Source organism: Paraburkholderia caffeinilytica (genome assembly GCF_003368325.1).
Lineage (GTDB): Bacteria > Pseudomonadota > Gammaproteobacteria > Burkholderiales > Burkholderiaceae > Paraburkholderia > Paraburkholderia caffeinilytica.
Map to the genome: position 1 here is coordinate 2,818,963 of NZ_CP031466.1, position 14,862 is coordinate 2,833,824.

The 14,862-nt window shown below is 60.1% G+C and carries 10 protein-coding genes and 2 pseudogenes; 4 read left to right on the top strand and 8 right to left on the bottom strand.

Annotated features, from left to right (window positions below):
* Positions 1-70 precede the first annotated feature (70 nt).
* A pseudogene (tssD, locus tag DSC91_RS12490) lies at positions 71-358 on the bottom strand (type VI secretion system tube protein TssD); the annotation flags it as partial.
* Between tssD and tssF the strand changes: the two are divergent.
* The 3 genes and pseudogenes from tssF to tssJ all read left to right on the top strand — a co-directional run.
* A pseudogene (tssF, locus tag DSC91_RS12495) lies at positions 345-1,394 on the top strand (type VI secretion system baseplate subunit TssF); the annotation flags it as partial. The pseudogenes tssD and tssF overlap by 14 nt on opposite strands.
* A gap of 101 nt (positions 1,395-1,495) precedes the next feature.
* Positions 1,496-2,500 (top strand): type VI secretion system baseplate subunit TssG, encoded by a 1,005-nt coding sequence (tssG, locus tag DSC91_RS12500; protein ID WP_115779816.1) that lies wholly within the window; start codon positions 1,496-1,498, stop codon positions 2,498-2,500.
* Positions 2,472-3,074 (top strand): type VI secretion system lipoprotein TssJ, encoded by a 603-nt coding sequence (tssJ, locus tag DSC91_RS12505; protein WP_229758197.1) that lies wholly within the window; start codon positions 2,472-2,474, stop codon positions 3,072-3,074. Before tssG ends, tssJ begins: the two co-directional genes overlap by 29 nt.
* Positions 3,075-3,153: 79 nt before the next feature.
* On the opposite strand, the gene DSC91_RS12510 is transcribed toward tssJ, so the two are convergent.
* Complete coding sequence (locus DSC91_RS12510; RefSeq protein WP_115778559.1) at positions 3,154-3,996, bottom strand: HTD2 family dehydratase; 843 nt, start codon at positions 3,994-3,996, stop codon at positions 3,154-3,156.
* 273 nt (positions 3,997-4,269) lie between these two features.
* On the opposite strand from DSC91_RS12510, the gene DSC91_RS12515 reads away from it, so the two are divergent.
* Positions 4,270-5,094 carry a 2OG-Fe(II) oxygenase gene (locus DSC91_RS12515; RefSeq protein WP_115778561.1) on the top strand — a complete coding sequence of 275 codons (825 nt, stop codon included), beginning with the start codon at positions 4,270-4,272 and terminating at the stop codon, positions 5,092-5,094.
* Between the two features lie 84 nt (positions 5,095-5,178).
* Here DSC91_RS12515 and DSC91_RS12520 read toward each other — a convergent pair whose 3' ends face one another.
* The 6 genes from DSC91_RS12520 to DSC91_RS12545 form a co-directional block, all read right to left on the bottom strand.
* The gene (locus DSC91_RS12520) at positions 5,179-5,994 is read right to left on the bottom strand and encodes a VOC family protein (protein WP_115778563.1); all 816 of its coding nucleotides are present in this window, start codon (positions 5,992-5,994) and stop codon (positions 5,179-5,181) included.
* 60 nt (positions 5,995-6,054) lie between these two features.
* Positions 6,055-7,242, bottom strand: a complete 1,188-nt coding sequence (locus DSC91_RS12525) for an ABC transporter substrate-binding protein (protein WP_115778565.1) — start codon at positions 7,240-7,242, stop codon at positions 6,055-6,057.
* Between the two features lie 399 nt (positions 7,243-7,641).
* A complete protein-coding gene (locus tag DSC91_RS12530; protein ID WP_115778567.1) occupies positions 7,642-9,084 on the bottom strand; it encodes a hypothetical protein in 1,443 nt (480 codons plus the stop codon).
* 16 nt (positions 9,085-9,100) lie between these two features.
* Complete coding sequence (locus tag DSC91_RS12535; protein WP_244218012.1) at positions 9,101-9,337, bottom strand: PAAR domain-containing protein; 237 nt, start codon at positions 9,335-9,337, stop codon at positions 9,101-9,103.
* Positions 9,338-9,383: 46 nt separating this feature from the next.
* Positions 9,384-10,865 carry a hypothetical protein gene (locus tag DSC91_RS12540; protein WP_115778571.1) on the bottom strand — a complete coding sequence of 494 codons (1,482 nt, stop codon included), beginning with the start codon at positions 10,863-10,865 and terminating at the stop codon, positions 9,384-9,386.
* Positions 10,852-14,547 carry a type VI secretion system Vgr family protein gene (locus tag DSC91_RS12545; RefSeq protein ID WP_162831380.1) on the bottom strand — a complete coding sequence of 1,232 codons (3,696 nt, stop codon included), beginning with the start codon at positions 14,545-14,547 and terminating at the stop codon, positions 10,852-10,854. Before DSC91_RS12545 ends, DSC91_RS12540 begins: the two co-directional genes overlap by 14 nt.
* Positions 14,548-14,862 lie beyond the last annotated feature (315 nt).

Sequence of the window (14,862 nt, forward strand, 5' to 3'; positions counted from 1 at the left end):
TTGAGGACGGTTCGTGCGTTAAAAACGGTGCCCTAGAGGAGACGCGAAGCGGCACCGTGACACGTTGCTTCTATGAACGTTCGTTCCAGCTATCGGCGTGGATGATGTTGCCGTCCTTGTACGACCACGTGATTTTCTCGTAACGCAGTTCGACGTCTTCCAGATGATTGTGCTTCTCGTAGGCCGGGTTCTTGATGTCCAGCATCTTCGGTTTGACCGCTACGACCTTTACGTTGTCGAGTTTCGTGTTGAAGTACTCCTTTTCCTTCCCCGCGTCGTCGATCTTGTACCACTTGATCTCGATGGACTTGAGCGTCTGACCGCTCGTCACCGCCTTGTACAGATACCAGCTGCTGCTGGAATATTTCACCTTCCCGGAAAAATTCATGTTCGTGGACCTCCTCGGTCTCGACATGCAGGCAATCCCTCAGGCCGCCGAATACTTCGACGTCGAGGTGGTGCTGGCGAACACGTATCCGGACGACATGCACTTCTGCGCCGACAACGTGCGCCTCTATTGCACACCCATCATCAATCTGTTCGCGCTGGAAGCGGATCCGATCACGGCGTCGCAGTATGAGACGGAATATCGCGTACACGCGCTTGAACAACGGGGCGATCACGTCGACATCTATTCGGTCGAGAGCGTGCGGGGTTTCGAAGCGGGCACTGGCCGGCGCTTCGACTATGCGCCGTTCGCCGCTTTCCGTCATCGCGGCGGCATGCTGCGCCATGAAATGCCGGATCGGTATTTCCATACGCGTATGCGACGCGGCCCATCCGGGCGCTTCGACACCTGGATTGTCCTGGGCGGTCATGCATGGGAGCACCAGGACACGCTGCCGAAAGAAACGTTGTCGCTTTCCGTCACCGGCACGAACGGCATGTTGCCGCGCAAAGGCATGCGCGACGCAGGGATCAACCGCATGCGCGGCGGCTTCACCAATATCGGCGCGGTGCGCAACCTGACCGCGCCGACTCTCCCCGTGTATCCACCAACCGGCGACCGTTTCCAGTGGCGCGTGCTGTCACATCTCGCGCCAAACTACCTGTCGCTGCTCAATGCGGAAATTTTGCGCGGGAGCCTTGCACTGTACGACTGGACCGAGGGTGAACTTAACCGGCGCCGAATTGACGCGATCACCGACGTACAACATCGGTTGCTGCAAAAGCTCGTCAAGGGCGGGCTGCAGCGCGGCGTCGAGATCGAGGTGACACTCGACAGCGCCGCCTTCGCCGGCGACGGCGATATCGAACTATTCGGCGGAATGCTGAATCGCTTTCTCGCGCTGTACGCCACGCTGAACCTGTTCACCAAACTGGTGATCGTGTCACAGCCCACTGGCCGCCGGATCGAATGGCCCGATACGAAAGGCGAAGGAGCCCCGTTTTGAACGGACCGCAATGGAGAGGCGCGGAGCAGGAACTCGCATTGGCATTTGCAAACCACGCCGACCGGCCGTTGCTGCCCGCGTTACTCGTCGACGCGGTGCGGATGAATTTCTTCCGCTTCTGCGAGCTGATCGAACTTGCCGCACCCGATCGCCCACCCATCGGCACGACCGATTCGCCGAACTCGGAGCCCGTGCGCTTTCGCTCGCGGGCGCGACTCGGTTTTCCGAACCGTGAAATCGACGCGGTCGAATACGACCTCGACAATCCGGCGATGCCGCCCGCCATACGCACGACTTTTCTCGGACTGTACGGTGTCGACGCACGCATGCCGTCGTACTTTGTCGACGAAGTCGCGCAAAATCGCGAGGGTGCCGAATCGATGTCGGCCTTCCTCGACATCTTCCATCATCGGATAGTCACGCAGTTTTACCGCGTGTGGCGCAAGTACCGATATCCCGCTGGTTTCAGGAAAGGCGGAACAGATGAAATATCGCGTTATCTGCTGAGTTTCGCCGGCCTCGGCATCGCTTCGCCTGAATCCGCTGTGATTGCCCCACAGGGGCTTCCTTCGGGCGTAAGCACACGCGCGCTGCTGTCGATGCTGGGACTCGCAAGCCAGAAGACGCGCACGGCCGAAGGTCTGGTTGGCGTGTTGCAACACGCGGTGCCGGATGCGCGAATCATCGTGGAAGAGTTTCACCCCGTGTGGATCAGCGCGGCAGGTTACCCGCGAACCCCGCTAGGCGAGGGATGCCTGCTTGGCCGCGGATTCTACGACTACGCAAACGCAGTGCGGATCGTCATCACGCCACAAACACGTGAATCGGTACTCGGTTTGATGCCGGGGCGGGCGAATCACAGCGAGGTCATGGCGCTGCTGCGCTTTTACCTGGGCTACGAAGCGCGGGCGCAACTCGAAATGCATGTCAACCCCGAGCTCATGCCCACGCAGGCACTGAATTCGAATCAGGTCAGTCTCGGTTATACGACCCAACTGCCGCGGCCTCGCCTACCGGGCCCGCCTGGTGCGGTTACGCGTGTGCAACTGGGCGCATGGACAGGAGGCAGCGACCGATATGCTGCTCGACAGCACTCAATGCATTGATGAAGCGATTCACGAACATGAAACACAAAAAAGGATCAACAAAACGATGCGCACAATTCGAATCGGCGCCGTGACGTTGGCTATCCTTGCCGTCACAGGTTGCGGAGTAGGACAGGCTGTGAAAGACGGTACGGTGGATGCAGCCAAATGGGCGTTTACGACGCAAATCAAGGTGATGAATGTGGATCTTGTCAGCCGGTCGTCAGCGAACCCAAACGGTGCCGGACAATCGTTGTCGACCGTAGTGCGGATCTATCAACTGAAAACGCCGCAAACGTTCCAGCAGCTCGGCTACACACAACTGCAAACGAACGATGTCGATGCGCTAAAGGCCGATCTGCTGGCAACCACGGACGTGGTGCTCCGCCCGGATGCCAGTGCGAGCATCAGCGAGCCGATGAACAGCGAAGCAGAGTATGTCGGCGTTGTCGCGTTTTTCCGGAATGCCGGCAAGGATTCCACCTGGAAGCTGGTCGTCCCCAAAAAGCTTTGGAAGAAAACCGATCCGGTGAAGATCGAAGTGCGGGGCAGCACATTGCAACTGGTGGGCGTGACGACAGAGACAACCCGGTAGAGCACGCAGCAGCGACGTCTTCTGAATCCGCCGAAGTCGCATCCTGCCGCGTAATTCGCACAATCGAATCTCGCTTAGCTCAGCCGAGCGCCGCCGTGGCGCGCATGGTCAGATAGCCTGTATGGTCTTTGGCCCACAGGTCGACGGTCCCACCGTCGGCAGAAGGTTTGCCGCATACCGTGAAGGGCTGGCCCGCGAAGGTGGGCCGCAGCGCCGTGAACGCAAAGCTGTGCAGCGTCGCGTCCGGCTGTTCGCGCCGCACCAGATCGACGAGGAGCGTCGCGATCAGCGGACCGTGGACAATCAGCCCGGGATAGCCTTCCACCTCCGTCACATACGGATAGTCGTAATGGATGCGATGGCCGTTGAAGGTCAGCGCGGAGTAGCGGAACAGCATCACGGCGTCCGCATCGATCGTACGGCGCCACGTTTCGTCCTGCGGCGCGAGCGCCGCTTGCGGCGGCCGGGCGCCCTCTTGCGGCGCATCGCGGTAGACAATGTCGTGCTCTTCCTCGAGCTTCAGTTCATCGCCGGCTTCTATGGTGTGCTGCACCGTCACGAACACGAGGCGACCGGAGCGGCCGGTCTTGTCTTCGATATTGGCGATGGTCGACGTGCGTTTCGCATGCTCGCCGACTTTGAGCGGCGCGTGGAACGTCAGGCGGCCGCCGGCCCACATGCGGCGCGGCAACGGCACCGGCGGCAGAAATCCGCCGCGCTTCGGATGCCCGTCCGGACCGACCTCGGACAGCGGCGCGATCGGCAGAAAGTACAGCCAGTGCCAGAGCGGCGGCACCGTGTCGCCACGCTCCTGCCGATCCAGGGTTGCGGCCATTGCCCTCAGCGGAAAAGCGGTGATGTCGTCTTCGGTCACCACCTCCTTGTCGAGCCAGTCGTCGAGTTTCTCTGGGGAAGCGGACATGGTCAAAGTCTCCGAATACGCTTGTTGGGCCAAATAGGGTCTTACTATGAACCTTGCCACACGTTTTGCGAAATCGGCATGTTGGAATCGGACCATTGCTTTTGCTCAAGATGCCGCCGAAGCCCGGCGCCCGACGCCCGACGCCTGCGTGGCGGATTCGAACGGCGTGGCCATAACAATACGGGAATTAAAGAGCAAGAGTCGGAGTGCACGACCTTAGGCGCATCCTTACACTCAGTCATCGCTCGATGAATCGCCTTACGGAGAATGCTCATGAATACGGTCGCGAAGGAGCTGCAGTCGCAGTCGCCGGAGTTGGAACTTGCGCTGGGGTTCGAGCCCAAACCGAAACACGTGGGCGCACTGGAACCAGGCTCGGGCATCGACGCCGGCTCGCTTGCGCAGCGCATCGACGCGATCGACTGGTTCGATGTCGAAGAAGAACTGAATGGCTACGGCTGCGCGATGCTGCGCAAGCTGTTCAATGCGCGGGAATGCGACGCGCTGAGCGCGCTCTATCCGCGCGACGACCTGTATCGCAGCCGCGTCGTGATGGCGCGGCATGGTTTCGGCCGGGGTGAATACAAGTACTTTGCGTATCCGCTGCCGCATCGGGTGGCGGCGTTGCGCGCCGCGCTCTATCCACGCCTCGCGCCGGTCGCGAATCGCTGGAACGAGGCGATGAATATCGACGTCCGTTATCCGGCCGCGCACGGCGAGTTTATCGCGCGCTGCCATGCAGCCGGTCAGCTGCGTCCGACGCCCCTGATGCTTCAATACACCAAGGACGACTACAACTGCCTGCATCAGGATCTATACGGCGAGCACGTCTTCCCGCTTCAGGTCGCGATTCTGCTTTCCGAGCCAGGCAAGGATTTCACGGGCGGTGAGTTTGTCATGACGGAGCAGCGTCCGCGGATGCAGTCGCGCACGGAAGTCGTGCCGCTCGGCAAGGGCGATGCGGTGGTGTTCGCGGTTCATCACCGGCCGGTGCAAGGCACGCGCGGCGTGTACCGGGTGAATCTGCGGCACGGCGTGAGCCGCCTGCGCTCGGGGCATCGGCACACGCTAGGGGTGATTTTTCACGACGCAACCTGATTGGGTTCCACACGGCGTTCATCCGTCGCGCGGGGACGCGTCATGATGGAGCAAGAAAGCGCTGCGCGGCTAACAATGCCTCTTTCACCCCGCAACGATCTCAAACCACGCACCATGCGTGCGATCACGATCGAGCACGCGCGACCCCGCATGACCGTCGGCGCGCAGCGCAACACCAAACACCCCTTCTCCCCGCGTGGCGAGTTGCCGGCGCAACGCCGCGCCTTCGGTGGTCACGCTCGCGGCATCGACTGGCACAGGGCTTAACAACACGACCGACGTTTCGCCAATGGACACCGTCGCCGACCTTGCCCCCAAGCCCGGCAAGGCCACTGCCCGCGTCGCCTCCGCACTGACACCGAGCAACGCCCGATACCGCTGCAGGCTCACGTTCAAATCGTCCACAGCGAGCGTCAAACTCGCAACCCCTCGCACGCCGTTCGCATGGTCACGCACCGCACCTTCAGCCACACGCAGATCGCGTGGCGTGATATCCCCGCACAGGAATGGCAGATCACTGGTCTGCGGCCGGCCAATCTGCCATTCGAGCCGCGCGCCGTCCGGACGCACACGCCCACCCGCTTGCGGACCGTCGTATTGCAATCCGCGCCCATGCGCCGCGTCGATCACGGCACCCACGCTCGACGGCAACAACGCGTAGTCCACAAAGCCGTCGCCGTGACGCTGCCCCACGTCCCACCAGCGACGCTGCGGCGCCGTCTGCAAGAAAGCGATCAGTTCGATGTAGCTGCCGTCGGCGAAACCGATCAGTGCGTTGTGCGTGACGCCGTCGGCATGGGTGCCGCCTTGCTGCACAGTGAACCCAAGCGCGCTGAAATCTTCAATGGTCTGCGTCAGGTCGTGGACGCGAATCACGATGTGATCGAGTAAGAGGCTCATGGTGAAAATGGTGTGGACGAATGCGTGGGTGAGCGGAGCGTTGAACGGACAGCGGAATGCCTACTTCTGCGCAACCGTCGCCTTGCTCTCAAGCAACGCCCACTTGCCGTTCTTCACGACCACGTTGATGTTTTTCACACCGATCACACGACGCGTCGCCGGATCGAAGTTAGCCTTGCCGAACACGACGCTCGGAATGTCGTGCAGCTTCGGCAGCGCATCGCGCACGGCTTTGCGGTCGGGACCGCCGGCGCGCAGCGCGTAGGCGGCGATGATGACGGCGTCGTACGCATAGGCGTTGAACGCGTCCGGTTCGCGGTGATATTTCGCTTCGAAGCGTTTGACGAAGCTTTGCACCTCAGGCCCGGATTCGCCCGGGAAGAAGCTGGTGTTCGTCGCCACGCCGTTGACAGCCTCACCGCCGAGTTCGAGGAATTTCGGCGAATACACGGAACTGGCCGCGGCGATCGGCAGGTTGATGCCGCTCGTGCGCGCCTGGCGGGCGATTTGCGCGCCGTCGGAATAGTACGAAATCAGCACGATGCCGTCCGGGTTGGCCGCGCTCACCCGCACCAGCGTCGCGCGAAAGTCTTTCTCGGCCGACTGATAGCCTTCGGACGCAACGACTTGCGCGCCGCGTTCATTGGCGGCTTTGACGAAAACGTCCTTGCTGGTGCGTCCCCAGTCGGTGTTCAGATAGAGCACGGCGATGCGCTTGAGGCCGAGCGTTTTCACGGCGAGGTCGGCGAGCAGCGGCTGCGCGTCGGCCTGGCTAACCGAGGGACTCCAGACGTAGTCGCCGCCTTTGGTGAAGTCAGGATGCGAGTTGGTGAAGCCGAGCTGCACGAGGCCGGCATGCTGATAAATCGGCGACGCCGCCATCGAAGCCGGGCTGGAAAAGTCGCCGAGTTCGATCAGGATGCGCGGGTCGTTGACGAATTTCTGCGCGATCGTGATGGATTGGCGCGGGTCGCTCTGGCTGTCCTCGAAGACGTAGTTCAGCGGGCGGCCGTTGATGCCGTCGTGACTGTTGATCTCATCCAATGCGAGATCGAAGCCGGCCTTCCATTGCGCGCCGTACTGGGCGTTCTGGCCGGTAAGCGGGCCGCTGACGCCGATCAGGATCGGATCGCCCGAAGGTGGCGCTGCTATCGCCGTGGCTGTCGTCGCGACTGCCGATGCGGCGAGCAGCAGAAACGCCGTGATGTGAGTCGCCCATGACGGGCGCAGGCTTGATGGATTCGACATGGCTCCAGGCTCGGTTTGCGTGAGATTGGAGTGAGTGTCGGATTTGCCCCGGCTTCGGGCAACCAAGCGATTCGCATATCGTTATGCGGCCAGGGAACTTGTCCACAGAAAACGTTCATAAGACTGTGGACAACACGCCCACAACAGAACCAAGCCATTGATGCGAATGCATTCTGCCGAATCGATGCATCCGTCAGCCTGCCTGGCGCCGAAATGGCCGAATGCGCGCCCTGACCAATGATCAGGACAAGCGCAACGATGCCGCTCCAGAGGATCACCCTGCTGAGGGAGTCTCCCGCAGCGAAGTATCCGATCACGTTCAGGAAGACCGCACACAACATGGACAGGAAAAGCCAGCGGTAGATGCACCCGTAACGCCATTGCCCGACCTGCGACGATTCATGACTGTCCCCCATACCTGTCCCAGAAATCGTGCACCAGCACCCTGTGGCTCCAGAAGCGCCGGATAACATTCAGGACAATCAGCACGAAAATGAAGCAGGTGAAAACCGTTTGAGAGGTGTCCCATGTCTTGTCGGTGGACAGCAGCAGGCCAAACGCCCACAGCGAAATAAACATGATGAGTTCCGCCCCCGAAAACAGATCAGGCTCGTAGGTCCGTTTCCACGGCACGCTGACCGATGAAGCCTCTTTCGCGGCAAGGTTCAGCACGACGCCCTGTTCGCTGGGGAGCGCCATGAGTTGCGGCCCCTGCCCGTAGTGCGCCATCTTCGCCGCCAGCGCCTGCACCGCCCAGTGCGCAACCGGTGCCTGCGGTCCCACCGCCTGCTCCAGCTCATGTGCAGCCAGCGTCAGGCCGCTGTCCCTGAGCGCTCCCATGGTGGCATGCTGTGCCAACCCCTTGAGCCGCCCATGCCAGAAGTGGTGAATGCGGTCTGCCGGCACTTGCTCCGCCTTCAGCAACAGGCCAAGCGACCTGTCCACCTGGTCGGCGTCGGACACGATCTGGCGCAGCAACCAGGCCTGCGGACGCGGCCTGTTCCTCTCGCTCATCAACGCGGGAGACGCGACCAGCAACGCCACTGCCGCCTCCGACATAGCCGGTTCAGCCTGTGCGGCTTCGTTCAGATGCCACGCGAGCAGAAGCCGGTATCCTGGCGTCTGCTCGCTAACGTAATGGGTAAACGACAGGGGCTTGTGATCGTCATCGATCCAGAATTTCGCAAAGTCAATCTCCCGGCTGTTGTCCATCCAGCGGATACGCGGCTTGCCAGGCAACTCCAGCCGCTCCCATGCAGCCTGAATTTCGCCAGCCACCTCCTGCCGGTCACACTGCATCACGATATCGAACGAATCGTCACGCATTGCCCTGGCAAGCATGGGAACAAGCGGAGTCATCAGCTTTCCGGCCAGCGCCGAGACCCGCGAGACACCTTCCGTTGCAGCGACATCGTCGAGCGCCATGACCCGTCCCGGATTCTCCGGTGCCTTCCCCTCCAGTCCCAACATGCGCAACGCCAGATCAGGCTCGGGCGTGAGAATCACACTGTCGAGGATGGGGAGGCCCGCGCGGCTGCTTCGCTGCCAGTCGGTCACCAGATGCCAGCGGGCAGCGTTCCTGACCGCATTGCCAAATGCCACACTGTCGTAAGCCATCGCGTACAGCCATGAGCCAAGCGTCAGCCAGAGCAGGAGCGGTAACAACACCGCGTCCCGCATGAACTTTTCCGATGCGATGGGCGCCCCCCTGGGCCACGAAAGCACCGTGATGAGAAGTGCGCCCCCCTCGATGACGAAGAACAGCGCAACAAACACCCACGCGGACAAACGCTCCGCCTCGGGCCATTCGTCCGGTATGGACGGGTCCCATTGAAAACTCATCGGCGTGTCTCCCCCGTCAGCTTTCGTAAGCCCACTCGCGCTGCGAGGCGATCAACCGGGGCGAAGGGGTACACCGGCAACGGCAGAAGTCGTTCTCCAGTGCGGGCAGTTTGCCTTCGATGGCGTCCGCTTCGTGGCGCGGCCTGTCCGCCTCGATGTGTCCCACGGTCTCGCACGCGAGACACTGCACACGCGCGCCGATGTAGCTCATGCCGCGCTCACCGACGCCTGTTCCCTCAATGCCGTCAAGCACGGTCCCGCCCGCCGCGGTCCGGTCAAGGCGAAGAATGCAGGCGCGTTCAGCCACGTGCCGCCCCCACCCATTCCCATTCTGCATCGCCCTGTCCCTGAACCGGCGGCATCGCGTCACCCCGGCGTAGCGTGAGGATGCCTGCGAGCTGATATTCATATTGCAGAGGCTGAAGCAAAGGGCTGGTCCGCACACGCGCCACCCATCGCCCGCTGCGCGGACAGGTCACACCCGGTTCGCAGAACTGTTGCGTGCCGTCGGTGATGTCGGATGACCACTGCCTGATAGGGGTTGGCGCGCTCGCTTCCCACACCCACTGCACCGGGCCGTCGATGTTGACGTCAACCAGTTCGGAGTCCATGGGCATCGTCACCGGCTCGGTTGTCGCCACGTCGCCTGCCCTGAATGGTTTCAGCAGCAGGCCGCGATAGCCGCCGCTGGTACGTACGGCGCGATACAGGCCGTGCTCGACGAAGGTTTCGCCCGGCTTGACCGGCTGCGAGGACATGTCCTTCTTGTGTGTGGCCTCCCACTGTTCGCGCTCTTCGGGCGTCGAAGGGTAGTCGTGGTCGATGGTGATTCGTGCCTTCACCGGTTTAAAATCTACCTGCGATGAAAGCCCCCATCCATATCCCTCATACTCGATTCTCATAAATGCGATTCCTGAGAATTCGTAGTCGCCCTTTTCAGCCTTATAATCCGGACTTGTTTTAAACTCCAGAACCTCACTATCCCCAGGCTTCAAAACAACGGCACCATCCGGAAAGGCATTCCGATTAAGCAAATCCTGCCCATCCAACCCAAACGCCCACGAACCATTAACTTCCTCACCTTTCCCATTCGAGGCGATTTTATTAACAGCCCCAACCCCCAATCTCCCCCCAACAGTTGTTCCCATCCATTTATCCGGCGTCTTAAATTTTATCAGGCGATCCCCGGAATTTATAAATTTCACAGACACAAAATAGTGCCCGCTCTTTTTCTTTACATTCACGACGGTAAAATCCAACTTGATAAGCTTTCGACCATCCGTTCGAGCCTGCTCCGACAATCTGAAGGGAACATCAAAAACTTTGCGCCTGAATTTTTCAGGAATCAGACGCAGAGAACCCAAGCTACCTGCAACTTTCCCGTCATCCATGCACACAACAGTGAATGTTGCAGCAGGATCATGCGTTTCAGGGCCGCCACTTTGGATATCTTTTTCGCATAAAGTCTGCGCCACCCCTTTCAGCTCCTCTATGTCTCGATTTTGCAGACTCAATACAAAAACCCCCACGCCAGTTTGGGTGTCGTCGTTTACCGTGTCCCCTTTGGCAAAATAAAATTTGTCTACTCCATCGAAAGTCATCTCTCTCGAACCATATTCAAGGCCACCCGACCACGAAAGGGAAAACGCACCGGGCCGCAGGATCTCATTATTCGAATCATTTGCCATCGCGCACCTACCTCCTATCCATATCACCATCAACGACCAGAAAGCCGCCTTCAGTATCTTCCGAAACTTCTGACCATCGTTACTTGTTGGCATGAACCACCCCGGTCTTCACAGTTGAGCTTCCATCACTTGCTCCGGTTTTCTTTGTGGCGACGGCAGGAGCGTTGTAGCCAACACGCCATAGTTTGTTGGTGTGTTCGGAAAACCATCTGCGAATATATTCGAGGTAGTAAGGTGAAGTGGTTGCTGCCGGCTTGAGGCACCCGCCGCCCATAAGGTTATTTTCGGCTTCAATCACCCAGAATTTACCCGTAGTTTTATTCCTGTCTGCCAGATCAAAATCTATATCCCTGCCGTCTTTGATATACATCGAGTGCACAAATCCCCCTTGTTCCCAATACTCGTCAGGGAAATTAAACAAATGCCCTGTCTCGTGTGATTTCGTTTGGGTCACATACGGTACTCTTCCAGCACCGCTGTTATCGAGCTTATATTCTTTTTCCGGCCAATTAGCAGCATCGGCCCGATCAGTAGTCGGGTACAGGTTGATCGTGACGTTCGGGTTAAGCGCCCGAGCATCAGCCTCCTTAACCACATGCACATCCGCGCAAAATCTCACGGCAATCCGGCAGCCACAAGCCCCAGCTTTGCTGCAACCATCGAGAATCAGTTTGTAATTCCCCTGATTCAGCGTCTTTTCGATCATATTCTTGTACGTAGATGCATCGACTTCCCTTGGGTCACGCTCAATCAACATCAAACCCTGTTCGGCAAGCGACTTGCCAGAATTCGCTCCGTTGCCGAAAGTTTCATACTGCACAACCACGTAGTTATTCTGTTCGTCACGCAGCGGCTCTCTCGTTGCGGGATTCATTTTCACCAGCAATCGTGGGACTAATGCAGTCACAACCTTTGCCGTGAGGGTCCTGGCGCTGGAGTCGTAAATGAACTGGCATGTAGTTGGCGCTATCCCGGCACACATTACCGGCCTTCCGCCCTTTACAAGCCGTTCAGTCCTCGTCCAGCCGTACTTCTGGTACGTAGGTGTTTCGCGCTGCATCGTTGCCGACGCCACGAAATCCGAAAGCTGCCAGTCGCATGGGGCAGGGCTTTCGAGTTTGATCGGGTCTGGATTCCCTGCTGGTCCTTCGCTTGGCGCATTATCTGGATCGTTCACCACCAGAACGCCACGCCCTTTCTCAACCAGCGTATTTCTTCCCGTCGGCGGAACGCCCGCGCCCCACGGACTCCCCCCATCACTCGACACACCATCCGCTGAGGCCATCGAGCCCGCGCTGAGCGACGGCACAGGTGCCACCGTCCCCGTATTCACCAGTCCCTCCCACTGCATCGGTGCGGGCGCTGGCGCGATCTCCTGGATGAAATCTGGATTGGTCCGCCACACCTCGCAGTCCGTCGTGAACGGCACGAACGTCGGCGCGAAAGCCGTACCGCCCAAGTCCATCTGCGCGGGACCCACCTTCTTCAGGCCCCCGGTCCTGAACACGGCGCCCCCCCGCGACCCGAACTCAATCCCATCCGGCGTCATGCGCAGGTACGTTCCGCCCACGTTCAGGACGATTTCCTTCGGGGATTTCATGTGCAAAACGCCGCTCACCGTCTCCACCGTCATGTCACCCTGCGAGGCAAGCTGCATGCGGCCACGCTGAGCCTGTGCCACGAAGTCTCCCGCCGACGTGACAAGACTCATGCCCTTCTGCGAGAAGAACGACATCGCATCGCGCGCTGTCGCCGTGAAGCGCCTGAACGTGCTGAAGTGAATCCCTTTCTTCGCCGTGCCGATGATCGAGCCATCGGCGGCGACATGTACACCATCGCCCGATACAAGTCCGACAGGCCCTGGTCCCGTGACCAGCACACCCGGCTTCTTCAGATCGTGCAGGCCATCGTTGATGTTCTGCTGTGCAACCGTGTCGGCGGGCGAAGCCTTTGACGCCTCGGCGGACTCGGCAAGTGACCTGCTCATCGCCTGATGGTCCCTGAGCTGCGCGTCCGTCTCGCCCATGGCGAGCACCCTGCCGCTGCCGTCCGCCTGGTCGTACGCCGTCACCATCACGCCCGCACCGCCGCGCGCAACCGCATGACCCGACGTGCGAAGCTCCGCCCCCGTGCCGCGCTCGTTCAGGTCACGATCCGGGATATGGCCGAGGTTGAGCTGCGAACGGCCGGAGTGCTCCGTGCTGAGTTCGATCCCTTCCTGGTTGTCCCAGTCATCCATCCACAGCTTGTTGCCCGAGCGCGTGCGGATTTCGCTGCGCGACATGCGCCGCCGCGAACTGTTAATCAGGTCCTCGTTCACGGCATTCGGCATGAAAGCCAGGACGAACGGCTTGTTCGGGTTGCCCTCACGGAACGCCACCAGGGCTTCGTCACCATCCACCGGCGGCATGTTCAGACCTGACCGGTCCCTGCTGGCGAAGGGCTTCGCCATCCGCAGCGGCATGCTCTCCGCCCCACTCGGCCAGTTGCCGAAATCGCAGTGAAAGCGGGCGATGACTTCACCCTTTGCGCTCAGGTAAGGAAACCTGTATTTATCCGGCGATCTGATCGTTGCGCCGTGTGTGCCGTGGATGCGGGGCCACCGCGACTCGTCAACAGGCATACGGTACGGACGGCCCGCCGGAATCGCGTGAAATGTATTCCTGTAATTCTGGTTGCGCGCGCCACGATGCACCACCCTCCAGACGAACATCCCTTCCTTCGAGTCAGGCGCACCCGTTTCCTCGACCGCATAGGCGTCCAGCACGTCCGGCTGCACGATACAGCCAGGCCGCACTGCAGGCATCGTGGACTTCGCCTTGCAGGTGACCTGTTGCGAACGCGCCGCCTCGTGCCGCAAGGTCGCCTCACGCTTCGCCCCCTCGGCGTCTTCGTGATGGGTGCCCCACACCATGGGTGTACCCAGCGTGGTCCCGTCGTGCAGTCTGGCGCTGAATTCGTCGCGCGCGCGTGCCTCTTCGCGAAAGATCGTCGCGGCGTTCTCGGGGTTGTAGTCCGCAACGATGAACGATTCGGGAATGGCGCGTGTTTTGATTTTCAGCGAATAGACTGACTCGTCAAAAGTGAGCAGGCCCGACACAGGACGATGTGGAAGTCCGATCGCCGGACGCGTATAGCCGTCGATATCGTCGGCAATGACGAGCACTTCGCCGTGCTCATCCATCTCGGTAAACGAAAACAGGCCGTCCTGCTCCATCTGCAGCCGGCAGTACGCCCAGTCGCCCATGTTGTACTGGAAGTGGAACGAATGTCTGGGGTGCGGTCGTTGCAACCTGTATTCAATCCGCATCCAGAAGCGGCTGTCATGGCGATTGAGGATATCGCCAACGATCTCGGCAGACGACCTGTTCTGGTACGTTGCACAGTTGCTCGGCCCGTCCAGCATGGCAAGGCGCTGGCGGATCACGACGCGGTACGTGCAGCCGTCAGGCGAGCGCGACACCGAATGAAAGCGCGATACGAAGCCCCGGAACTCGCGAATCTGGGCGCCTTCCCCGGTCTGGAACCTGAAGTTCGCCCACTGACCCAGGATGTCCTTGCGCGACACCGGTCCCGCTGTCGAAACGAGCGCCCTGATCCTGTATGGCTCGCAGACTTCCTCACGTACTTCCCACTCAATAACCGACACCACGGGCATCGGTCGCGGCTTGTGCTCGTCCGCCGGCGCCCTGTCCTTTGGATAGCGCCGGATTATCTCCATGTGCGCCGACTGCCTGCCTGTTATCAACCCTGCTACACGATCAGATTCCGCCATGGACGTTCCGTTAGTTAATAGTCCCATCTATTCCGCGTAAAGCTGAAACCGTAATTCATCTGCCCGCAGGCCAGTTCCGTAATCTAGCCGACGGCAAAGGACAAAAATCGTCAGCGCGATCGCATTGACGAAATTTGACAGGTACAAGGCTGTGGTCCGGTCTGACTTGGGGAGAGTCTGCGAGCTTCACGCCGTTGACGGGCTGGACTTGCTGCCGCACTGTTTGCGCCAGATCAGAAAAGACAAAAAACCCGCACGAAGCGGGCAAAGGCAGTCGAGCGTCGTCCGCGGAAAGACGACGACGCCTGCTGGGAG